The sequence below is a fragment of the Vreelandella hamiltonii genome, from assembly GCF_014651775.1.
GTDB lineage: Bacteria > Pseudomonadota > Gammaproteobacteria > Pseudomonadales > Halomonadaceae > Vreelandella > Vreelandella hamiltonii.
The window spans coordinates 17,019-39,870 of sequence record NZ_BMXN01000017.1; the positions used below are offsets into that span (position 1 = coordinate 17,019).

At 63.0% G+C, this 22,852-nt stretch carries 17 protein-coding genes; 1 reads left to right on the plus strand and 16 read right to left on the minus strand.

What is annotated here, in order from left to right; all coding sequences use genetic code 11:
- Positions 1 to 18: 18 nt before the first annotated feature.
- The 3 genes from hslO to yrfG all read right to left on the minus strand — a co-directional run bounded on the left by hslO (position 19) and on the right by yrfG (position 2,065).
- On the minus strand, positions 19 to 894 hold the full coding sequence (gene hslO / locus IE091_RS13390; protein WP_189463862.1) for an Hsp33 family molecular chaperone HslO: 876 nt from the start codon (positions 892 to 894) through the stop codon (positions 19 to 21).
- A 54-nt stretch (positions 895 to 948) separates the two neighbouring features.
- The gene (gene hslR / locus IE091_RS13395; protein ID WP_016913307.1) at positions 949 to 1,338 is read right to left on the minus strand and encodes a ribosome-associated heat shock protein Hsp15; all 390 of its coding nucleotides are present in this window, start codon (positions 1,336 to 1,338) and stop codon (positions 949 to 951) included.
- A 79-nt stretch (positions 1,339 to 1,417) separates the two neighbouring features.
- On the minus strand, positions 1,418 to 2,065 hold the full coding sequence (gene yrfG / locus IE091_RS13400; RefSeq protein WP_189463863.1) for a GMP/IMP nucleotidase: 648 nt from the start codon (positions 2,063 to 2,065) through the stop codon (positions 1,418 to 1,420).
- Between the two features lie 70 nt (positions 2,066 to 2,135).
- Here yrfG and nudE point away from each other — a divergent pair, with 70 nt between their 5' ends.
- Complete coding sequence (gene nudE / locus IE091_RS13405) at positions 2,136 to 2,750, plus strand: ADP compounds hydrolase NudE (RefSeq protein WP_189463864.1); 615 nt, start codon at positions 2,136 to 2,138, stop codon at positions 2,748 to 2,750.
- Positions 2,751 to 5,766: 3,016 nt separating this feature from the next.
- Here the strand turns inward: nudE and IE091_RS13410 are convergent.
- From IE091_RS13410 to nrdR, 13 genes are all read right to left on the minus strand, one after another.
- Positions 5,767 to 6,822: an oxidoreductase gene (locus IE091_RS13410; RefSeq protein WP_189463865.1), complete on the minus strand. Its 1,056-nt coding sequence runs from the start codon at positions 6,820 to 6,822 to the stop codon at positions 5,767 to 5,769.
- A 75-nt stretch (positions 6,823 to 6,897) separates the two neighbouring features.
- Entirely contained in the window at positions 6,898 to 8,742 is a 1,845-nt protein-coding gene (ilvD, locus tag IE091_RS13415; protein WP_189463866.1) for a dihydroxy-acid dehydratase, read from the minus strand.
- Positions 8,743 to 8,872: 130 nt separating this feature from the next.
- Entirely contained in the window at positions 8,873 to 11,023 is a 2,151-nt protein-coding gene (locus IE091_RS13420; RefSeq protein WP_189463867.1) for a methyl-accepting chemotaxis protein, read from the minus strand.
- A 190-nt stretch (positions 11,024 to 11,213) separates the two neighbouring features.
- On the minus strand, positions 11,214 to 13,358 hold the full coding sequence (locus tag IE091_RS13425) for a methyl-accepting chemotaxis protein (protein WP_189463868.1): 2,145 nt from the start codon (positions 13,356 to 13,358) through the stop codon (positions 11,214 to 11,216).
- Between the two features lie 173 nt (positions 13,359 to 13,531).
- On the minus strand, positions 13,532 to 16,003 hold the full coding sequence (lon, locus tag IE091_RS13430) for an endopeptidase La (RefSeq protein WP_096923300.1): 2,472 nt from the start codon (positions 16,001 to 16,003) through the stop codon (positions 13,532 to 13,534).
- A gap of 149 nt (positions 16,004 to 16,152) precedes the next feature.
- Positions 16,153 to 17,406: a DUF945 family protein gene (locus IE091_RS13435; RefSeq protein WP_189463869.1), complete on the minus strand. Its 1,254-nt coding sequence runs from the start codon at positions 17,404 to 17,406 to the stop codon at positions 16,153 to 16,155.
- A 55-nt stretch (positions 17,407 to 17,461) separates the two neighbouring features.
- Positions 17,462 to 17,935, minus strand: coding sequence for a phosphatidylglycerophosphatase A family protein (locus IE091_RS13440; protein WP_039183688.1), 474 nt, complete (start codon positions 17,933 to 17,935; stop codon positions 17,462 to 17,464).
- Positions 17,932 to 18,909 (minus strand): thiamine-phosphate kinase, encoded by a 978-nt coding sequence (thiL, locus tag IE091_RS13445; RefSeq protein ID WP_189463870.1) that lies wholly within the window; start codon positions 18,907 to 18,909, stop codon positions 17,932 to 17,934. The genes IE091_RS13440 and thiL overlap by 4 nt, the downstream gene beginning before the upstream one ends.
- A gap of 34 nt (positions 18,910 to 18,943) precedes the next feature.
- Positions 18,944 to 19,447, minus strand: coding sequence for a transcription antitermination factor NusB (gene nusB, locus IE091_RS13450; RefSeq protein ID WP_016913295.1), 504 nt, complete (start codon positions 19,445 to 19,447; stop codon positions 18,944 to 18,946).
- Positions 19,444 to 19,932 (minus strand): 6,7-dimethyl-8-ribityllumazine synthase, encoded by a 489-nt coding sequence (gene ribH, locus IE091_RS13455; protein ID WP_016913294.1) that lies wholly within the window; start codon positions 19,930 to 19,932, stop codon positions 19,444 to 19,446. The genes nusB and ribH overlap by 4 nt, the downstream gene beginning before the upstream one ends.
- A 4-nt stretch (positions 19,933 to 19,936) precedes the next feature.
- A complete protein-coding gene (gene ribBA / locus IE091_RS13460; protein ID WP_016913293.1) occupies positions 19,937 to 21,103 on the minus strand; it encodes a bifunctional 3,4-dihydroxy-2-butanone-4-phosphate synthase/GTP cyclohydrolase II in 1,167 nt (388 codons plus the stop codon).
- 72 nt (positions 21,104 to 21,175) lie between these two features.
- Positions 21,176 to 22,327: a bifunctional diaminohydroxyphosphoribosylaminopyrimidine deaminase/5-amino-6-(5-phosphoribosylamino)uracil reductase RibD gene (ribD, locus tag IE091_RS13465; protein WP_016913292.1), complete on the minus strand. Its 1,152-nt coding sequence runs from the start codon at positions 22,325 to 22,327 to the stop codon at positions 21,176 to 21,178.
- Positions 22,324 to 22,836 carry a transcriptional regulator NrdR gene (gene nrdR, locus IE091_RS13470; protein WP_040460675.1) on the minus strand — a complete coding sequence of 171 codons (513 nt, stop codon included), beginning with the start codon at positions 22,834 to 22,836 and terminating at the stop codon, positions 22,324 to 22,326. Before nrdR ends, ribD begins: the two co-directional genes overlap by 4 nt.
- Positions 22,837 to 22,852: the final 16 nt, after the last annotated feature.

Sequence of the window (22,852 nt, forward strand, 5' to 3'; positions counted from 1 at the left end):
CAGCAGCCGACTACACAATCAGTGAATGACTGGCGGTGGTGCGCCCGGGTCTTCCAACAAAATTTCAATATCTGCGGCGGTGTAGTGATATTTCGTGTGGCAAAAGTGGCATTGGGTGTCGATGGCGCCCTGCTCCTGAAGAATATCCATCAACTCTTCCTTGCCCAGGGTGTGCAGTGCATGGCTCATACGCTCCCGGGAACAGGTGCAGCCAAAGCGCAGCGCCTTGGGTTCGAAGACCCTGACGGTCTCTTCGTGGTAGAGCCGATACAGTACCTCACGCTGCTCCAGCCCCAGCAGCTCTTCGCTCTTGATCGTTTCGGCAAGGTGCACGCTGCGCTCCCAGGCATCCACGTCCTGGTTTTGCGAGGCATCCGGCAAGCGCTGCAGCAGCAGCCCACCCGCTCGCTGACCATCGGCGGCCAGCCACAGCCGGGTAGGTAGCTGTTCGGACTGGCCGAAATAGGCTTCCAGGCAGCCACTCAGCGTATCGTGATCCAGTGCCACGATACCCTGGTAGCGGTGCCCTTCCCGGGGGTCCAGGGTGATCATGATCTGGCCGTCACCGACCAGCTCACGGAAACTGGCCTGCTCGCTGGGCAGCGCGGCCTCTTCGGCGATACGCGCAATGGCGCGCAGCTCACCGCCCGGGTTGGACTCTGCCATCAGCAGCGCCAGCGCGCCCTGGCCGCGCACTTCGATGCTGAGCGTGCCGTCCAGCTTGACCGTATCGGTCAGCAGAGCCACCGCTGCCAGCAGCTCGCCCAGCAGGGCATTGACCGCAGGTGGGTAGGCATGACGGTCGAGCACTTCCTGATAGGCGGTGCTCAGCGTGACGATTTCGCCACGCACGTTGGTTTGGTCAAACAGAAAACGCTGGATCTGATCAGACATAGTGAAACCATGAAGAGAGAAAGGGGAACGTCGGCAAGGCAGGCGTCAGCGACGCTACTCGCCCTGCTGGCGTTGAAATCGGTGTATATCGCGGCGCTGCTTCTTATCGGGGCGCTTGAGGGGATGCTGCATCGCTTCGTTGGTGAGCCGACGCGCCTCGGCTTCCTTGGCACGACGCTGGGCGCTGGCCTCGGTTTCGGCGTACAGGGTGCGTGCTTCGGGTGCGCCCCTGCGCTGGTCTGAAAGCGCCGTGACTTCCACCTCGTAAATGTCCCAGCCCTGGGGCACGCGAATCAGCGCCCCCAGCTCGACGTTCTTGCTGGTCTTGGCACGCTCACCGTTGTAGTGAACCTTGCCGCCTTCTATCGCTTTCTTGGCCAAGGCGCGGGTCTTGAAAAACCGTGCAGCCCATAGCCACTTGTCTAGGCGAACGCTGTCGCTCATTGGCACTCTCCTAATCTATTGGCTGCCCCGCGAAGGTCGCCCCAGGCGGATCACTCAGTGGCCAATGCCCAGGCCGCACTCATGGCATCAGTTGGGCAAATCGGTCCAGGGCCACGAACTCCTGCAACTCCTTCTCGGGCCGCTGGCTATCAGGCTGTTTGATGCCTAGCAAGTACTTGATTCCGAACTCTCTGGCACTTTCCAGCACCCGGGCGTTGTCGTCGATGAACAGGGTGCGTGCGGGGTCGAAGGGCTCTCGCTCCTGCAGCGCGAACCAGAAGGCCTGCTCTTCCTTGGCAGCGCCAACGTCTTCCGAGGAGATGATGGCATCCAGGTAGTTTTCCAACCCGGTGAGCGGCAATTTTAGTGCAAGACTGGCACGGTCGGCGTTGGTGGCCAGCACCACTCGAGGATGGGCCTGCTTGAGCCAACCCAGGAAATCCAGTGCATCGCCACGTAACCCAATCAGGTGCTGTACTTCACGCTTGAGGGCCACGATATCGACGTTCAGCTCGCGGCTCCAATAGGCCAGGCTGTACCAGTTGAGGGTGCCCTGCTCTCCCATGATACGGCTCTTCAGCGCTTCCTGACTGGCTTGATCCAGTTGATGCAGCTCAACGTAGCGGCGTGGCAGATGCTCCAGCCAGAAGTGGCTGTCAAAGTGAAGGTCCAGCAGCGTGCCATCCATGTCCAACAGCACCGTGTCGATCTCGCGCCAATCAATCATGGCCACTCCAGTCTTTGAGAGTAAGCGTGCTATTGTAGCGTAACCCGTTTTTTGCAGCCACGGAGGCATGATGGACCGCGACGATTCCACCACCAGCGACGCCACAGAGCGCTACCCGCGCAAGCCCAAGATTCTGGCTCGCCACCCCGTGGCCCAAAGCCGCTTGTTCCAGATCGAGGCGCTGGACCTGCGCTTTTCGAACGGCGAGGAGCGCCAGTTCGAGCGCCTCACCGGTGCCGACCGTGGCGCCGTGATGATCATCGCCATGCCGGACCCGGAACACGTCTTGCTGATTCGTGAGTATGCGGCCGGTTTCGAAGACTACGTACTCACCCTGCCCAAAGGCCTGGTGGACCCCGGCGAGGATGTCGTGGCCGCCGCCAACCGTGAACTCATGGAAGAGTGCGGCTTTGGCGCCCACCGTATCGAGCCGCTGGTGGAGCTTTCGCTGGCCCCCAATTACATGCGACACCGCATGCAGGTACTGATCGCCACCGACCTCTACCCCAAACGCCTGCCCGGCGACGAGCCCGAGCCGCTGATCGTGGAAACCCACGCCATCGAAGAGCTCCCCGCACTGCTGCTTCGAGAAGACTTCCACGAAGCACGCGCCATCGCCGCCCTCTACATCGCACGCGACCGATTACGCGAAGAGCAGCGCAGCAACGGCATTAATTTACTCTAGCGCCGAATCAACACCCCTGCGCCCCCACCGGCAGCGCTCTCCGCGCTGCTTCGCGGGTGCGCTCCGCTTACGCCGCGCTACGGGTGTCCCGACCCCCAAATTCCGGCAACCTCCCGTAGCGCGGCGTAACGAATCTTGCGAGGCACGAGCAAATGAGGCACCCGCGAAGGGCGGCGCCAGCCGCCCCGATGAAGCCACCACAACTAACCGTGCCACCCCCACCCCCGTGCCCCCATCGGCAGCGCTCCTCGCGCTGCTTCGCGGGTGCGCTCCGCTTACACCGCGCTACGGTTATACCACTACCCAGCACATGCAACCTCCCGTAGCGCGGCGTAACGAATATTGCGAGGCACGAGCAAATGAGGCACCCGCGAAGGGCGGCGCCAGCCGCCCCGATCATGCCACCACAACTAACCGTGCCACCGCCACCCCCGAGCCCCCATCGGCAGCGCTCTCCGCGCTGCTTCGCGGGTGCGCTCCGCTTACGCCGCGCTACGGGTAACCCGCCCCCCCAAATTCCGGCAACCTCCCGTAGCGCGGCGTAACGATTGAGCGAGAGCAACGAGCGAAAGAGGCACCCGCGAAGGCGGCGGCCAGCCGCCCCGACAAGGCCATCATTACCCATCTGCCACCGCCGCCCGTGTACCCCCACCGGCAGCGCTCTCCGCGCTGCTTCGCGGGTGCGCTCCGCTTACGCCGCGCTACAGGTGTCCCGACCCCCCAAATTCCGGCAACCTCCCGTAGCGCGGCGTAACGATTGAGCGAGAGCAACGAGCGAAAGAGGCACCCGCAGCGGCGGCCCGGCGCGAAGGCGGCACCAGCCGCCCCGATCACGCCACCACAACCAACCGTGCCACCGCCACCCCCGAGCCCCCATCGGCAGCGCTCTCCGCGCTGCTTCGCGGGTGCGCTCCGCTTACGCCGCGCTACAGGTAACCCGCCCCTCCAAATTCCGGCAACCTCCCGTAGCGCGGCGTAACGAATCTTGCGAGGCACGAGCAAATGAGGCACCCGCGAAGGGCGGCGCCAGCCGCCCCGATCACGCCATCACCACCAACCGTGCCACCGCCCACCCCCGAGCCCCCACCGGCAGCGCTCCTCGCGCTGCTTCGCGGGTGCGCTCCGCTTACGCCGCGCTACGGGTGTCCCGACCCCCCAAATTCCAGCAACCTCCCGTAGCGCGGCGTAACGAATCTTGCGAGGCACGAGCAAATGAGGCACCCGCGAAGGCGGCACCAGCTGCCCCGATGGAGCCACCACAACTAACCGCGCCACCGCCCACCCCCGAGCCCCCATCGGCAGCGCTCTCCGCGCTGCTTCGCGGGTGCGCTCCGCTTACGCCGCGCTACGGGTATCCCGCCCCCCCAAATTCCGGCAACCTCCCGTAGCGCGGCGTAACGAATCTTGCGGGGCACGAGCAAATGAGGCACCCGCGGAGGGCGGCGGCCAGCCGCCCCGATCACGCCACCACAACTAACCGCACCACCGCCAACCTATGCGCCCCCATCGGCAGCGCTCTCCGCGCTGCTTCGCGGGTGCGCTCCGCTTACGCCGCGCTACGGGTGTCCCGACCCTCCAAGTGCCAGCAACACCCCGTAGCGCGGCGTAACGAATCTTGCGAGGCACGAGCAAATGAGGCACCCGCGAAGGGCGGCGCCAGCCGCCCCGATCACGCCACCACAACTAACCGCACCACCGCCCACCTATGCGCCCCCATCGGCAGCGCTCTCCGCGCTGCTTCGCGGGTGCGCTTCGCTTACGCCGCGCTACGGATATCCCGGCCCTCCAAACTCCGGCAACATCCCGTAGCGCGGCGTAACGAATCTTGCGAGGCACGAGCAAATGAGGCACCCGCGAAGGGCGGCGCCAGCCGCCCCGATCATGCCACCAACCCCCACCGTGCCACCGCCGCCCCCTGCGCCCCCATCGGCAGCGCTCCTCGCGCTGCTTCGCGGGTGCGCTCCGCTTACGCCGCGCTACGGGTAACCCGCCCCTCCAAATTCCGGCAACACCCCGTAGCGCGGTGTAACGAATCTTGCGAGGCACGAGCAAATGAGGCACCCGCAGCGGCGGCCCGGCGCGAAGGCGGCGCCAGCCGCCCCGATCACGCCACCACAACTAACCGCACCACCGCCCACCTATGCGCCCCTATCGGCAGCGCTCCTCGCGCTGCTTCGCGGGTGCGCTTCGCTTACGCCGCGCTACGGGTATCCCGGCCCTCCAAACTCCGGCAATATCCCGTAGCGCGGCGTAACGAATCTTGCGAGGCACGAGCAAATGAGGCACCCGCGAAGGGCGGCGCCAGCCGCCCCGATCATGCCACCATCCCCCACCGTGCCACCGCCATCCCCGTGCCCCTATCGGCAGCGCTCCTCGCGCTGCTTCGCGGGTGCGCTCCGCTTACGCCGCGCTACGGGTAACCCGCCCCTCCAAATTCCGGCAACCTCCCGTAGCGCGGCGTAACGAATCTTGCGAGGCACGAGCAAATGAGGCACCCGCAGCGGCGGCCCGGCGCGAAGGCGGCGCCAGCCGCCCCGATCATGCCACCACAACCAACCGTGCCACCGCCACCCCCGAGCCCCCATCGGCAGCGCTCCTCGCGCTGCTTCGCGGGTGCGCTCCGCTTACGCCGCGCTACGGGTAACCCGCCCTTCCAAATTTCGGCAATATCCCGTAGCGCGGCGTAACGAATATTGCGAGGCACGAGCAAATGAGGCACCCGCGAAGGGCGGCGCCAGCCGCCCCGATCATGCCACCACAACTAACCGTGCCACCGCCACCCCCGAGCCCCCATCGGCAGCGCTCTCCGCGCTGCTTCGCGGGTGCGCTCAGCTTACGCCGCGCTACGGTTATACCACTCCCCAGCACATGCAACCTCCCGTAGCGCGGCGTAACGATTGAGCGAGAGCAACGAGCGAAAGAGGCACCCGCGGAGGGCGGCGCCAGCCGCCCCGGTGAGGCCACGAAACCACCCTGCCGCTCCACATTCAGGCCGGCATTTAATACATGGGCGGCTTTATGAGTGGTGCTTCAACGCTATCCAGCGGCGTTGGCGGTGGCTGTCGAGGCCGGCTTCGAGCAAGGTCATGCTGCGCAGGGCGTCCTCGACGGAGACTGGGAGGGAGGCTTGTTGGCGGATGGCGTCGGCAACGCCCTGGTAATAGGCGAGGTAGTCGCCGGGTAGCGTGGGGTGTTCGTGACTGACCAGTGGGGCATCTTCGCCTTGCCCTTCGCGTAGGGTGAGCGTGCCGGGAATGTCCTGCCCCCAGTGCGGGGTGGGGGGCTCGCCTGCTTTCAAGCGCGCTTCCTGTGGGTCGAGCCCCATCTTCACATAGCTGCCCAGCGTGCCATGCAGGCGGTAGCGGGGAGTGGGTTCAGCCACCAGGGTGCCTGCACTCAAGCTGACACGGCAGTCGTCGTACTCCAGCAGGGCCAGGAAATCATCGTCGGCATGGGCGGCGTCTCGGCGCGCGCCGATCTCCAGCAGGATGGCGTGGGGCATGCCAAACAGCTCGCAGGCCTGGTCCAGCAGGTGAGGCCCCAGGTCGTACCAGATGCCGCCCCCGGGCGCGGCTTTTTCGCGCCAGCGGTCGCGCACCTCCGGACGAAAACGATCGAAGCGGGATTCGAAGCCCGTCACTCGCCCCAGCGTGCCTTCGGCCAGCAGTGCCTTGACGGTCAGGAAGTCACTGTCCCAACGGCGATTGTGAAATACCGAGAGCAGGCACTCTTTATCCGCCGCCAAGGCCTTGAGTTGCCTGGCCTCCGACAGCGTGACGGTGAAGGGCTTGTCGACCACCACATGCTTTCCTGCCGCCAGCGCGGCCTTGGCCAGGGGAAAGTGAGTATCATTGGGCGTTGGGATAACGATCAGATCCAGATCCTTGCGTTGACACAGCACCAGAGCCTCGCGCTCGACCGCCACCTGGGGCAAGTCGGCAGTCACCTTGCTGGCATCGCTGGAAGATACCGCCACCAGTTCCAACCCCGGTACCGCCTGAATCAGCGGCGCATGAAACGTTTTACTCGCAAAACCATAGCCGACCAGGCCCACATTGATCGTCGCCTTCATGACGCTCCTCGATAGGTGTTGGATGATATACCACAAAAAAAACAGCCCGCTTTCGCGGGCTGTGAGATAAGCCGATCAATCCAGTTTGGAGAGGTCGCGTACTGCGCCCTTGTCGGCGGAGGTGGCCAGCAGGGCATAGGCCTTGAGGGCAGGCGTCACCTTGCGCGGGCGCTGCTCGACGGGCTTCCAGGCGTCCTTGCCACGCGACTCCATGGCGTCGCGGCGCTTGGCCAGCTCGGCATCGCTCAGCTGCACGTTGATGGTGCGGTTGGGGATGTCGATCAGAATGGTATCGCCCTGCTCGACCAGCCCGATGGCACCCCCGGCGGCGGCCTCAGGTGATACGTGACCAATCGACAAGCCTGAGGTGCCCCCGGAGAAACGGCCGTCGGTCAGCAGCGCGCACGCCTTGCCCAGCCCTTTGGATTTCAGGTAGGAGGTGGGGTACAGCATCTCTTGCATACCGGGGCCACCTTTGGGGCCTTCGTAGCGGATGACCACCACGTCGCCCTCTTTGACTTTGCCATCCAGCACGTTGGCCACTGCCTGATCCTGGGACTCCACCACGTGAGCCTTGCCCTCGAATACCAGGATGGAGTCGTCTACACCGGCGGTCTTGACCACACAGCCATCCAGGGCGATGTTGCCGTAGAGCACGGCGAGGCCGCCCTCACGGGAGAAGGCGTGCTTCAGATCGCGGATACAGCCAGTGGCACGGTCGCCGTCCAGGCTTGGCCAACGGGCGCTCTGGGAGAACGCGGTTTGGGTCGGAATGCCCCCCGGGCCTGCCTTGAAGAATTCGACCACTTCTGAACTGGGCGAGCGCATGATATCCCACTCGTCCAGCGCGTCCTTCAGGCTGTCGCCGTACACGGTGGGCACCGAGGTATCCAGCACCCCCGCCCGGTCCAGCTCGCCCAGAATGGCCATGATGCCACCCGCGCGGTGCACGTCTTCGATATGGTATTTCTGAGTATTGGGCGCCACTTTGCACAGCTGCGGCACTTCACGGGAAAGGCGGTCGATATCCGCCATGGTGAAGTCGACTTCTGCCTCTTGAGCCGCCGCCAGCAGGTGCAGGATGGTATTGGTGGAACCGCCCATGGCGATGTCCAGGGTCATGGCATTCTTGAAGGCGGCCTTGTTGCCAATGGCGCGGGGCAGCAGGTGTGCCTCTTCGCCTTCGTAATAGCGCTTGGCCAGCTCGACGATACGATGGCCCGCCGTTTCGAACAGGCGACGGCGATCGGCATGGGTCGCCAGCACGGTGCCGTTACCGGGAAGTGCCAGGCCCAGCGCCTCCATCAGACAGTTCATGGAGTTGGCGGTGAACATGCCCGAGCAGCTGCCACAGGTGGGGCATGCGCTGCGCTCGACTTCTGCCAGGGTTTCGTCGTCGACGCTGTCGTCTGCGGCCATGACCATGGCATCGACCAGGTCCAGGCCGTGATCCAGAAGCTTGGTCTTGCCGGCTTCCATGGGGCCGCCGGAGACGAAAATGACGGGAATGTTGAGCCGCATGGCGGCCATGAGCATTCCGGGGGTGATCTTGTCGCAGTTGGAAATGCACACCAGCGCATCGGCACAGTGGGCGTTGCACATGTACTCGACGCTGTCGGCAATGATATCGCGGCTGGGCAGCGAGTAGAGCATGCCGTCATGGCCCATGGCGATACCGTCATCCACGGCGATGGTATTGAACTCTTTGGCAACGCCACCCGCTTTTTCGATTTCGCGGGCGACCAGTTGCCCCATGTCTTTCAGGTGCACATGGCCGGGCACGAACTGGGTGAACGAGTTGGCTACCGCGATGATCGGTTTGTGAAAGTCGTCATCCTTCATGCCGGTGGCACGCCAAAGGGCACGAGCGCCTGCCATATTGCGGCCAGCGGTAGTGGTACGGGAGCGATACTGGGGCATGGTGTCCTCTACGTCTTTATCATGGCCCGCCACATACGAGGTGGCGGGCGGGTGAATCCAGCGATCTTCGATTGTGGCATGAGCGAACCGCTGAGACTAGACGTAGACGACATCCAATACCCCACCCGCTTCAGAACGTCTCCCACTCCTCCGCGGCACGAGCCTTCACCAGCGGACGCTTCGACGGCGCTGACGAAGAGGCCGAGGGCGACGGCAAGCTGGCCGACTGCCCAGCACGCGCCACGCGAATCCGCGCCATTTCGCTGCTCTCCTCCTCGGCCCCTTCCAGGCGGAAAGCCGCGATCACGTTGGCAAGGTCCAAGGCTTCATTGGTCAACCGCTGAGCAGCGCTGGAAATGGACTGCACCTTGGTGGCGTTTTGCTGGGTCACGTGATCCATCTCGGAGACGGCCATGTTGATCTGGGCAATACCGCTGCTCTGCTCGTCGGACGCAGTGCTGATCTCCTCCATGATGTCGCTGACACGCATGACCTGACTGACCACCTGCTCGATGGCCTGCTCGGCTTGCTTCACCGCACTGGTCCCACCCGCGATTTCCTGGGTAGAGGTGTCGATCAAGCGGCGAATTTCGCCTGCTGCGTCGGCACTGCGACCCGCCAGGTTGCGCACCTCGTTGGCCACCACGGCAAAACCACGCCCCTGCTCTCCGGCACGGGCAGCCTCCACCGAGGCATTCAGCGCGAGGATATTGGTCTGGAAGGCAATGCCATCGATGACGCTGATGATGTCGTTCATCTTGTCGGCGCTGGCCGCAATGCGCTCCATACGCTCCACCAGAGCCTGCATGTGCTCGCCGGTTTCACGGCTGGTGGCGGCATTCTGCATGGCCAGTTGGTTGGCCTGGCGGGCATTTTCGGTATTCTGCTGCACCGTTGCGGTGATCTGATCCATGCTGGACGCCGTCTGCTGCAGCGACGAAGCCTGCTGCTCGGTACGTGAGGCGAGGTCTTCGTTCTCCTGCTTGATCTGCTCGGACGCAGGCGTGACCACTTCGACCTTGTTGCCCACTTCGGTAATCAGCCCTGAGAGGCTGGCCCGCATGGTTTCCAGCGAGGCCAGCAATTCGCCCAGTTCGTCATCCCGCTTCAAGGTGACACGGTTGGCCAGGTTGCCCGCAGCAATTTGAAAGGTGACACGCCGCGCCTCGCTGAGCGACTTCAGCAGTGATTTCAACACCGCCACGCTGAGCCCGACCATGAGCGCAATACCGAACAGCAGCACGCCCACTTGCCCCCATAGCAGCCATTGCTGCTGCCGCTCGGCATCGGCCATCAGGCTGTGAGCTGCCGCGCGCTCGTTATCGACCAGCAGATTGATGGTGGCGCTGATGCTCTCGGAGGTGGGCCTGACCACATCATTGAAGGCTTCGAAAGCCGCAAAGCCATTGCCTTGGCGAATCGCCGTCATGGCCGTGGTCGAACCGCCAAGAAACGTCGCCAGATGAGCAGTCAACCCTTGCTGCACACCGCTGGCCTGCTGACGCTGTTCGGTATAGGTCTGCCAGGTATGTTCGATCTGGCTCTGCAGCGATGCCAGCTGTTGATCGAGCTGGTCGAGATCGGCACGACGAGGATTGCGCACCGCAGGCTCCAGCACCTGCAGTAGCTGGGCACTGCGCTGCTCGATCTGCTGCAGGTCGGCAATGCCTTCCAGGCCGGTCTGGTTGAGGGTACGCAGGCGCTCGGCAGAGCTGGTCAAGCCATAGACGCCGGCGGCCCCCGCCACCGTCAGCAAGAGAATGGCAGCCACCACCATGCCCATCAATTTGGCCTGCATGCTACTGAAACTGAAGCGTTGCACCCATCCACGCACCCCCGTGCGACGCAATGCACCATAATGAAGCGTAAAGCCCCGCACTCGCCCCTGCTGCATGGCATGGTAGGCCCTGGCCGCCCGTGCAATGGCCTTGTTCGCCGCCCGGCGACGTATGGCGGTATAGCCCGCCACCCGCTCACCATCCAGTAGCGGCGCCACGGTGGTATGCACCCAATAGGTATCGCCATTCTTGCAGCGGTTCTTGACCACCCCCTGCCAGGTTTTGCCTTGCTCGATGGTGGCCCACATGTTCTTGAAGACCTGAGCAGGCATCTCGGGATCACGGAAAATACGATGGGGTTCGCCCAGTAGTTCGGCTTGTGAGTAGCCGCTTACTTCGATGAACGTCTGATTGACGTAGGTGATGTTTCCCTGACGATCAGAGCGTGAAATCAGCACCTGATCGTCTGTCAGCTCAAGGGTTGCCTGGCTAGATGTGCTCATGAAGTCCCCTGTGTTTTTATGAAAGGCATGTTTCGCCCGATGACCCAGCGCTTCCTTTTACCAAGCCGACGTGATGGCACGCGATGACGTGCAGCAAGAATCATCAAGAATAGGCAAAAAATATGCCACCCGAAGGTGGCATAGGCAAAGCAGATCATGGTTTTTCGTCAATGCTGATTAAACGCACCGATCAGAAGGTCTCCCATGGCTCGTCCTGCTGGTGGCCAAGCGCGTGACGGGATGACGCGGCTGTTTGCTGAGGCACGGCTTTCTTGACCCGCGCCAGCTTCTCCCGAGCCGCCGCTACGCTCTCGTCCTGGGCACCCTCCAAACGGAAAGCATCGACCACGTTGGCCAGTTCGAAGGCTTCCAGGGTCAGGTTGTCTGCGGAGGCGGCAATGGACTGAACCTTGGTGGCATTTTGCTGTGTGACGTTGTCCATCTCTGCAATCGCCGAGTTGATCTGGCCGATTCCACTGCTCTGCTCGCTGGAAGCGGTGCTGATCGAGGCCATCAGTTCGCTCACCTGATTGACCTGACGCACGACGTTCTCGATGGCGCTTTCGGCCTGCTCCACGGCGCTGCGCCCACCGCTGACTTCCTGAGTGGTGCTGTCGATCATCTTGCGGATTTCCTGGGCAGCATCAGCACTGCGGCTGGCCAGGGTGCGCACTTCGCTGGCCACCACGGCAAAGCCGCGGCCATGCTCCCCGGCCCGAGCGGCCTCGACGGAGGCGTTCAGCGCCAGGATATTGGTCTGGAAGGCAATGCCATCAATCACGCCGATCATCTCGGTCATTTTCTCGGCGCGCTGGGCAATGCGCTGCATGCGCTCCACCAACTGCTCCATTTGCTGGCGGGTTTCCTGAGTGCTGTGGGCGTTCTGCTGCGCGAGTTCGGTGGCCTGGCGCGCGTTGTCGGTATTCTGCTGCACGGTAGAGGTCATCTCTTCCATGCTGGAAGCCGTTTGCTGCAGCGAGGAGGCCTGTTGCTCGGTACGCGATGCCAGCTCCTCGTTCTCGGCGGCGATCTGCTGAATCGCAGGCGTCACCACCGCTACCCGGTTTTCGACCTCGCTGACGATACTGGAAAGGCTGAAACGCATGGTGTCCAGCGAATAGAGCAGCTCTCCCAGCTCATCGTTGCTTTGACGACGCTCACGGGCGGCCAGGTTGCCTGCGGCAATCTGGAAGGTCATGTAGCGCGCGCCCGCCAGGCTGCGCATCACCGAGCGCAGGATCATCACGCTCAAGCCGATCATCACCAGTAGCCCTACGGCCATCAGCACCAGTTGCGCCACCAGCATCTGCTGACGGCCCTGATGCGCCAGAGCCACCAGCGCATGGGCGCCTTCCCGCTCGGCATCGACGAGCTGGTCACTCAACTGTCGCAACTGCTCGGTGGCGGGCTGCACGGCATCATTGAAAGCTTCGAACGCGGCAAAGCCGTTGGCCTGACTGACCGCCGTCATGGCGCTGGTCACGCCAGTGATCCAGGCATTCAACGACGCCTCGACCACTTGCAGCACGTCAGGAGCGGCTGCGCTATCCGACTCATACTCATCCCACAGGGTCTGGACCGACTGAGTGACTTCTTGCAGCCGCGATTCAAGGGCCACCAAGTCTACCCGGCGCGGGTTGCGCACCGCGGGCTCCAGCTGTTCGACGGTGAGCCCTACCTGGCGCTCCATGAGCTGCAGGTTGGCAATCGCCTCGAGCCCCGAGCGGTTCAGCGTATCCAACCGCTCCCCCGACACCATCAACCCATAGACGCCAAGCCCCCCCGCCATGCCCAGCAGCAACAGCGCGGTAATGACCATCCCCGTCAGCTTGGCCTTTAAACTACTGAACTGAAAGCGCGCCACAAGCCCACCCAGGCCTCGCCGAATCAGTGCCCCCTGGTGCAACCGGTAGCGGCGCGATTTGCCCTTGGCACGAATCTCGGCATACACCTGCTCGGCCCGGGCGATCCGCTTGGCAGACGCCTTGCGACGCAGCGAGGTATAGCCCACGATCCGCTCGCCGTCGCGCAGCGGCGCCACGGTGGCATTGACCCAGTAGTGATCGCCGTTCTTGCGACGGTTCTTGACCGTACCCTGCCAGGTGCCGCCTGCCTGGATGGTTTTCCAGAAGTCGGCGTAGGCGGCCTCGGGCATGTCCGGGTGTCGGATCATGTTGTGGGGTGCCCCCATCAACTCCTCACGGCTGTAACCGCTGACCTCCACGAAGGCTGCGTTGGCATAAGTCACGTTGCCTTTCAGGTCGGAGCGAGAAATCAGAACGGTTTCTTCGTCCAGCACGTATTCGCGCTGTGTCACGGGCTGGTTGTTACGCATCGCGGCTCCCCAGGGTGTTATTCGATTTTTTGAGTTCTCTCATTATCCAACGTATTAAGTCGCGTTAATCCTCAAATAGCCATATAAAAAACGCCGCTCTTCAAAGAGCGGCGCCGAAAGGAAAGACCGATACCGTACTAAGCCCTTTACTGGTTACCAGGGCTTACCCGACGTTACTTGAACACCACGTTGGCCACATCTCGGTAACGGCTGGCGAAGTGAACCGTCATGCCTTCTTTCAGGTACTCCGGCAGTTCGTCGTAATCGCGACGGTTGGCTTCCGGCAGGATCACTTCGAAGATGTCGCTGCGCCGCGCAGCAATGACTTTTTCGCGTATCCCGCCCACCGGCAGAACCTGCCCGGTCAGGGTCAGCTCCCCGGTCATGGCCAGCGGGCGATCGATGGCCTGGTGCTTGGCCAGTGACAGCAGCGCCGTGGTCATGGTGACCCCCGCCGACGGGCCATCCTTGGGTGTTGCCCCTTCGGGTACGTGTAGATGCACGAACGCGGAATCGAAGAAGTCGGCATCGGCACCGAACTCGGCCAAGTGCCCCAAGGTGTAGCTGTAGGCGATATTGGCCGACTCCTTCATGACCTCCCCCAACTTGCCGGTGAGCTTGAAGCCTCGGTCCAGGGAGTGGATCTTGCCCGCTTCGATAGGCAGCGTGGCGCCCCCCATGGAGGTCCAGGCCAGGCCGGTCACGACCCCTTCACCCTTGAGTACTTTCTCCTTGCGGAAGAGCGGCGCGCCCAGGAACTCTTCCAGGTTCTTGACCGAAATCTTGACCGTTTCCACCTGCTCTTCCAGCAATTTGACCGCCGCCTTGCGCACGATGCGGTGCAGCTGTTTTTCCAACTGGCGCACCCCCGCTTCGCGGGCGTAGCCGTCGATGACCTGCTTGAGGGCAGCATCGGTCAGGTTGATGCGTTTTTTCGGCAGGTTGTCACGCTTGAGCAGCTTGGGCCACAGGTGGTGCTTGGCGATCTCCAGCTTCTCTTCGGCGATATAGCCGGACAGGCGAATCTGCTCCATACGGTCCAGCAGCGGGCCGGGGATGCTGTCCAGGGTATTGGCCGTACACACGAACAGCACCTTGGAGAGGTCCATGCGTACGTCCAGATAGTGGTCAAGGAAATCCACGTTCTGCTCGGGGTCCAGCACTTCGAGCAGCGCCGAGGCGGGGTCGCCCTGGAAGGACTGGCCCAGCTTGTCGATCTCATCGAGCATGATGACCGGGTTTTCGACCTCCACTTCCTTGAACGCCTGTACCAGCTTGCCGGGCATGGCACCGATGTAGGTGCGTCGGTGGCCTTTGATCTCGGCTTCGTCGCGCATGCCCCCCACCGAGAAACGATAGAACTCACGCCCCAACGCCTCGGCAATGGAACGGCCGATGGAGGTCTTGCCCACCCCAGGCGGCCCCACCAGCAGCACGATGGAGCCCCCCACATCGCCTTTGAACGTGCCTTCGGCCAGGAACTCGATGATGCGCTCCTTGACGTCTTTCAGGCCATCGTGGTCTCGGTCCAGCACCGCGCGGGCATGGCCGAGATCCAGCTTGTCCTGGCTGGTGACGCCCCAGGGCAGCGATGTCAGCCAGTCCAGATAGTTGCGCGTGGTGCCATACTCCGGCGAGCCGGTTTCCAGCACGCTGAGCTTGTTGAGCTCTTCGTCGATGCGGGCCTGAACACGCTCCGGCACCACCAGAGACTCCAGACGGTTCCTGAACGTATCCACGTCGTTCTCGCGGTCGCCCTTGGAGATGCCCAGCTCACGCTGTATCACCTTCAACTGTTCACGCAGGAAGAATTCACGCTGGCGCTCCTGCATCTGCGCGTTGACCTGCTCGCTGATTTCGCTTTGCAGCTGGGCAACGTCGATCTCCTTGCGCAGCAGCGGCAGCACCTTGTGCATGCGCTCCGCCACGGGCAGTGTGGCCAGCACGTCCTGCAATTCAGGGCCTTTGGCCGAGGTGATGGCCGCGGCAAAGTCGGTGAGCGGCCCAGGCTGATGGGGGCTGAATCGATTGAGGTAGTGCTTCAGCTCCTCCCCGTACAGCGGGTTGATGGGCAGCAGTTCCTTGATGCCGTTGATGATCGCCATGGCGTAGGCCCGGGTTTCTTCATCTTCGGCATTGACCGGCTCTTTCGGGTAGGTCACTTCCACCAGATAGGGCGGCTCCTTGGAGAGCCAGCGCTGAATCTTGAAACGCTGCAGGCCCTGGGCAATGAACTGAATCTGCTGCTCTTCGTTTTTCAGCTTGTGCACCTTGACGGCCGTTCCGATCTCGGGGAAGCCGTCATGATCCAGGGAGTGCACCCCTTGTTCTCCGACGAACGCTACTCCAATGGTGTGATGTGGCGTGTTGCCAACGCGGCGCATGGTCTCTTCCCAGCGCTCACGATTGATCACCAGAGGCTGTACCTGGGCGGGAAAGAACGGGCGGTTGTGAATTGGCAGCAGATAGATACGCTCGGGCAGCATGTCGCTGGCAGGCACCAGTGAATGGGTGCGCTCACCATCCGAGCGGTGGTCGTTTTCGTCGTGGTGTTCTGCGTGGTGTTCTTCGTGACGGTCCGAATGCTCGCCTGCGGCGAGCCAATCGAGGTGTTCGTGATCGCGGTCGTAATCCTGGTCGCTCATGCGCCCTCCCCATCCACAGTAACCAGCAGCAGTGGCCAGCAAGCGGTTTGCCTGCCACTGTCGCCGCTTCGTATGGTTACTGGGATGTGGGCAGCCAGGGAAAACTTCAACCCTGAGCGCCATTTGACAGCGTACTTATTGGTGGAACGTTACGGCCACAGTGTCGGCATGGGACGACCATTGATGCGCCAGACGCCGCGCACCACGTCGAACTGCAGCTCCCGGGTACCGAGGGGCAACCCCAGCCACAGGGCCGCTACGGTAGGGGCGTCGTGCCAGATGAAGTCGCCGTCGATACGTGCCCGCCAGCGCGCTTGCTCCTCGGGCTTGTCCAGCGAGACGACGCGCAATCTATCCAGCTGTCGTCCGTCGAAAAACAGCGCCCCGTCTGCGGCAACTTGCAGGCCGAGCAGCGGGCTATCGAGTTCGATGGTGGTGACATCGAGCCGTGGAGAGTCGCTCAATACTTGCAGCAGATCAGGTTCCAGGCGCGCCAGCAGCCCTTCGGCCATGGGCAGCGCGGTATCTCCCCAGGCAGCTTCCTGGCGCAGCCGACGGATCACCTGTCGCACGGCATCACCGTTCAGCCGCGACAGTTCGGCCGCGACACGGCCGCTCAGCAGCGGTGTCTCCGGCGCTTCGCTGGGCACCAGCACCTCGCCCAGCACCAGCTCTCCCTGAATGCTCAGCTCGGTTTCATCCAGCGTCATCTGGCTGTAGATATCCAGCGGGGTGATCTGGATATCGTAGGCAGGGTAGTGCATCGACAGGCGGTCGATGCGCAGGTGGTCACGCTGGGTGAAATGGTAGGCATCGTCGATGTAGGTATAGCGGCTTTCCAGGGTGGTGGGCCCCAGTATCAATTGAGACAAGCCATCGGTCAGCGTCAACTGGTCGAACAACCCCCGCAGGCGCCAATCGCCAAACATGCCTTCCAGGCGAACCCGAGCGCCCCGAACATCCAGTTCCCGACCATTCTGCTGGATCACGAAGGGGGCCAGCGCCAAACGCAGCTCGGTGCGACCACTCAGCGTCTGATAGCGACCCTGCCAACGCGGCACGGAAGGGGCAGATACATCGCCCACGGCTTTTTGCAGCACGCTGTCCAGGCGAGGCAACAGCGTGCCCTGCACATCGGTAGAGAGCAGGCCGTGGCGGGCGTGGTAGGTCAACTCCAGCCGCCAGGGGCGGCCCAGCAAGGGCGACAGCACGAGCTGACCACGGGAGGTCAACCAGCCCTGACGGCTATCCAGGCGCTCTACCCGCCATTCACCTCGGGCTTCCAGGTCTTCCAGCGCCTGACGCAGGCTCCGTTCGAACAGGATGCTCGATAGCAGTTGCGCGACCATCCATATCACGGCAATCACCGAGAGGATAGGCACGATCAGACGTTCCTTGCGCATGCTATCTCCTTGTATGGCCTCCTGACAAAGCGCAGCGCCTGCTATCGGGCGTCGACTAGTGGAGCCAGAACCATAAGTGCATGGTACTCCAGGCGTAGATGCCTGCCATGACGTCGTCGATCATGATGCCAAAGCCCCCCGCCACTCGGCGGTCGGCCCAACGGATGGGCCAGGGCTTGAACACATCGAAAATACGAAAGACGATGAACCCCCAGATGGCCGCTTCCCAGGAAAAGGGCACGGCGGCCATGGTGATCCAGTAACCGACGAACTCGTCCCAGACGATGCCGGAGTGGTCGTGTACCCCCAGGTCATGGGAAGTTTTATCGCATAGCCAGACACCGACGATGAAGGCTACGAACACGATACTGAGATACCAGACCAGCGGCAGGTCCGCCATCATCCAATAGAAGGGAATCGCCGCCAGCGTGCCGAAGGTGCCCGGCGCCCAGGGCACGGTGCCACTCCCCAGGCCAAAGGCGAAGAAGTGAGTGGGGCGTCGCCAGACGCTGGCCGGTGCACGGTTCATTGGACACCCCCACGAAAGTGCTGCCAGCCAGACTCGGCCAACGGCGCCACGCCGGTGATGCCAGGCGTATCGGTGCACTGGCCAATCACGCTGAGCGCGATCCCCTGCTCTGCCAGCCGTTGCCTGGCCAGGGAAACGTGCGACGGGGGCAGCGTGACCAGCAGCTCGTAGTCGTCGCCTCCGGAAAGCGCTGCGCGCTGGGCTGCTTGCGCGCCCAGACAGGCTTCCAGCCCTTCCGCCAGCGGCAGTTGCTCTGCCTCCAGCGCAGCCCCCACTTGGGAAGCTTCACAAAGATGCGTGAGATCCGCCAGCAGGCCATCGGAGATATCCAGCGCCGCGCTGGCCAGGCCACGCAGGGCCATGCCTGCTGCCAGGCGCGGCTGGGGCAACAGATAGCGCTGGAGCAACGGGTGCTGCATGTCTCTTTCACCCTGTTGCCACAGCGCTAGCCCGCCCGCACCACCGCCCAGCGCGCCCGTGACGGCAATCACATCGCCGACACGAGCCCCGGAGCGGGTCAATGCTTCACCGGAGGGCACTTCGCCCATCACCGTCACGGCAATGCTTAGCGCTCCTGCAGTGACATCGCCCCCCGCCAGCGTAGTCTCGTGCCGACGGCACAGGTCATGAAAGCCATCGGCATAGCCCGATAGCCACGCCTCGGCGGCCGCACTGCCGGGGAACGCACGCTGGTCGAGGGTCAGCGCCATCAAGCACCAGCGGGAGCGTGCCCCCATGGCCGCCAGGTCGCTGAGCGCCACGGCCAAGGCGCGATGGCCGACCGCATGAGCAGGCGCATCATGGGGAAAGTGCACGTCCACCACGGAGGTGTCCACACTGACCACGAGCTGCTGCCCCGCTTGGGGCAGCAGTAAGGTGGCGTCATCGCCGCATCCCAGGGCAACGCCATCCGTCGCTTTCGCCTCCTGCGGCGACATGAAGAAACGTCGAATCAAATCAAATTCGGCAAGCACAAAGGCCCCTTAAACGCTTGATCAGGTCGCCCGCTTACAAGCGGCGGGCGCTGACTTCGGCACTTCGCAAGCGGTTGGCCAGCTTGTCGAGAATGCCATTCACGTACTTATGGCCGTCGGTGGCGCCAAACGATTTTGCCAGCTCAACGCCTTCGTTAATGACCACGCGGTAAGGCACTTCCATGCGGCGCGAGAGCTCGTAAGCGCCCAGCCGCAGAATGGCCAGCTCTACCGCGTCCAGGTCTTCCAGACGACGATCCAGCAGCGGTGCAATGTCACGATCCAGCTCGGCTTTGAAGCGGACCGTGTTGTGCAGCAGCTCATGAAACAGCGCTTTGTCGGCGATTTCCATGACCTTGACCCAGTTCTCGTGGTCTTCCAGGTCGTCGTCCGCCTTCTGGCTACGAAACTCGGCCTCGATGGTCGAGATCGACTTGCCGGTCATGTGCCATTGATATAACCCTTGTACCGCCAACTCCCTTGCGGCGTGGCGTCCCTGCTGTGCCGCAGAGGACTTGCGCTCACGTCGCTCGCTCATTGGGTATCTCCTGCGGGCAGCGCGCGCAGCAGCGAAACCATTTCCATGGCGGCCATGGCGGCTTCGGTGCCTTTATTGCCTGCTTTGGTGCCCGCTCGTTCGATGGCCTGTTCAATGGATTCCACGGTCAGCACGCCATTGGCGACCGGCGTGTCGAATTCCAGCTGCAGGTGATTGATGGCCGTGTTGCAGCCGCCCGCCACGTACTCGAAATGCGGCGTGCCGCCACGAATGACCGCGCCCAACGCGATGACGGCATCCGGCTTCATGACGCTGAGCACACGCTTGACCGCCAACGGCAGTTCCCAGGCACCCGGCACGTGAACGATATGGATTTGCTCGGCATCGACGCCGTGGCGGGTCAGGCTATCCACCGCGCCTTCTACCAGGCTATCGACCACGTGATGGTTGAATCGCCCCACCACGATGACATAACGGCCATCGACGTCGACAAAAGTGCCTTCAACTTGCGAAAGGGATTGCATCGATTTATTCCTGCTGAGTAGTGGGCTCATACGCCGTGTCATTGGGCCCCAGACGCTCGACCACTTCAAGATCGAACCCGGAAAGCGCCGAGAATTTCCACGGGGAGCTGAGTAGCCGCATCTTGCCGACGCCCAGATGGCGCAGAATTTGCGAACCCGTACCAATGGTTAAATAGTTGCCGGCACCGTCCGAATCGTTGGTACGCGGCTGGCGTACCCGATCCAGGAAGATGTCCAGCTGGTCTTTCAGATCCTGATGTGGGCGCCCGTCATCGATCAGGACGAACACACCGGCGGGCGCTTCGGCGATTTCACGCAGGGCACGGTGGGCATCCCAGCGGCACTGCTCGCCTTTCATCAGCCCCAGCACGTCGCGCAGCGTATCGGCCAAGTGTACACGAACCGTGGTGGGCTGCTCGGCGGTGGGCTGGCCTTTCACCAGCGCCAGGTGGTGAGCCCCCTGGATACGGTCACGGAACACATGCAGCGCCAGCTCGCCATGCACCGTGGACACACGACTGGTCTCGATGGCGTCGACCGTCTGTTCGTTGACGATCCGGTAGTGGATCAAATCGGCAATGGTGCCGATCTTGATACCGTGGGCCTTGGCGAAGGCTTCCAGCTCGGGGCGACGCGCCATGCTGCCATCGTCGTTCATGATTTCACAGATCACGCCGCTGGGGTCGAGCCCTGCCAGCGCCGCCAGATCGCAGGCCGCTTCGGTGTGGCCTGCCCGGCGCAGTACGCCGCCCGGCTCGGCCATCAGCGGAAAGATATGGCCGGGCTGCACGATATCCGTGGGCTTGGCATTGGGCGCAGCGGCGGCCTGCACCGTGCGTGCGCGGTCCGCGGCAGAGATGCCGGTGGTCACGCCTTCGGTCGCCTCGATGGACAGCGTGAACTTGGTGCCAAAACCAGACCCGTTGTCGCGCACCATGAGCGGCAGGTTAAGCTGCTCGCAGCGTTCTCGGGTCATGGGCATGCAGATCAGACCGCAGGCGTAGCGCGCCATGAAGTTGATATGCTCTGGCTTGACCAGTTCGGCCGCCATGATGATATCGCCTTCGTTTTCGCGATCCTCATCGTCCATGAGGATCACCATTTTGCCCTGGCGAATGTCTTCCACCAGCTCGGCGATAGGGGACAGGCCCTCAGAAGCGGAGTGCGCCATGGAATCTCCAAAAAAAGTGGTCGCATGGGATGCGATTTCGGGCGTCAGGGTACCTTGCTATGGCCGCTTGCGCTAGTCGCCCCGGGGGGTCGCGATAATCTGCCAGTCCTGGCCTACCTGGCGAAACTCCTTGATCACCAGGCGCTTTTGATCCGCCATTCGGGTGATCCCCGGCAACTCGAACAGCGGCCGGGCATCGCCCCCGAGTAGTGTAGGCGCGACGAACAGCTGCAACTCATCGACCAGTTGCGCGTCCAGCAGTGCCCCGGCCAGCGTCGCACCGGTCTCTACCAATAGTTCGTTTACCTGCTCATTATCGGCTAACCAGCGCAGCATGTCAGCAAGCTCGACGCGCCCCCCGGCGTCGCTGGGCAACACCTGAATCTCGGCACCAGCCGCTTCCAGTCGCTGACGCTTGTCGGGGCTGTGCTGCTCGGTGGTGATGATCAGCGTGCGCCCCGGCTCACGCAGGCAGGCCGCCGCCAGCGGCAGCCGCAACCGAGAATCCAGAATGACCCGCAGCGGTTGGCGCAGCACGATCTCTTCGGCCTGGGGTAGCGCCAGTTGTTCGGGCCGCAACGTCAGCCGCGCATCGTCCATGATCATGGACTCCACGCCACTGAGAATCGCGCTGGAGCGTGCCCGCAGGCGCTGCACCTGGGTGCGCGCCTGCGGGCCAGTGATCCACTGCGACTCCCCTGAGCCCATGGCCGTTCGACCATCCAGGCTCATCGCCATTTTCAAGCGCACGAACGGACGCCGTGACTGCATGCGCAACACGAACCCGGGATTGAGCGCCCGTGCATCCTGCTCAAGCAGGCCCACGTGAACCTCGATACCGGCAGCTCTCAAATGCTCTATCCCCCGCCCACTCACTTGCGGATTGGGGTCCCCCATGGCCACTACCACGCGCCCTACACCGGCATTGGCCAGCGCCACGGCACAGGGGCCGGTACGCCCGGTATGGGAACAGGGCTCCAGCGTCACATAGGCCGTGGCGCCAAGGGCCTGTTCCCCTGCGGCTGCCAACGCATGCACTTCGGCATGAGGCTCACCGGCGCGTAAGTGGTAGCCTTCGCCCACGACCTGCCCTTCGGCCGAACGATCGTAGCGGACGATGACGCACCCCACGCGGGGATTGGGGTCAGTGGTATACAGGCCCTGGCGGGCCAGTTTCAGGGCGCGGGCCATGAAACGGTGGTCTGCAACAGAGAACAGGCTCATCCTTCAGCCTCTTTCGACGCGGGCCCACTGGCAGCGTCATCGCCAGGCTCTTGAGCAGGTTCCTGAGACAGCCGGTCGATTTCAGCCCGAAACTCGTCCAGATCCTGAAACTTACGATACACCGACGCAAAGCGAATATACGCCACCTGATCCAGGCTGCGTAGCGCCTGCATGACGGCCTCGCCCACGTCACGGGCATTCACCTCGCGATCACCGCGGGCGCGCAGGGATTGGCGGATACGCTCCACGGCGGCTTCGATGGCTTCCGCGCTGACCGGGCGCTTTTCCAACGCCCGCAGCATGCCAGCTCGTAATTTAGCCTCGCTGAAGGTCTCCCGCGAGCCATCCGACTTCACCACCCTGGGCATGATCAGCTCCGCCGTTTCATAGGTCGTGAAGCGCTCATGGCAGCTTGCACACTGGCGTCGGCGACGCACCTGGTCACCGTCGGCCACCAGGCGTGAATCCGTTACTCGCGTATCGTTTGCACCACAAAAAGGACAATGCATGGCAGTCAACCTATTG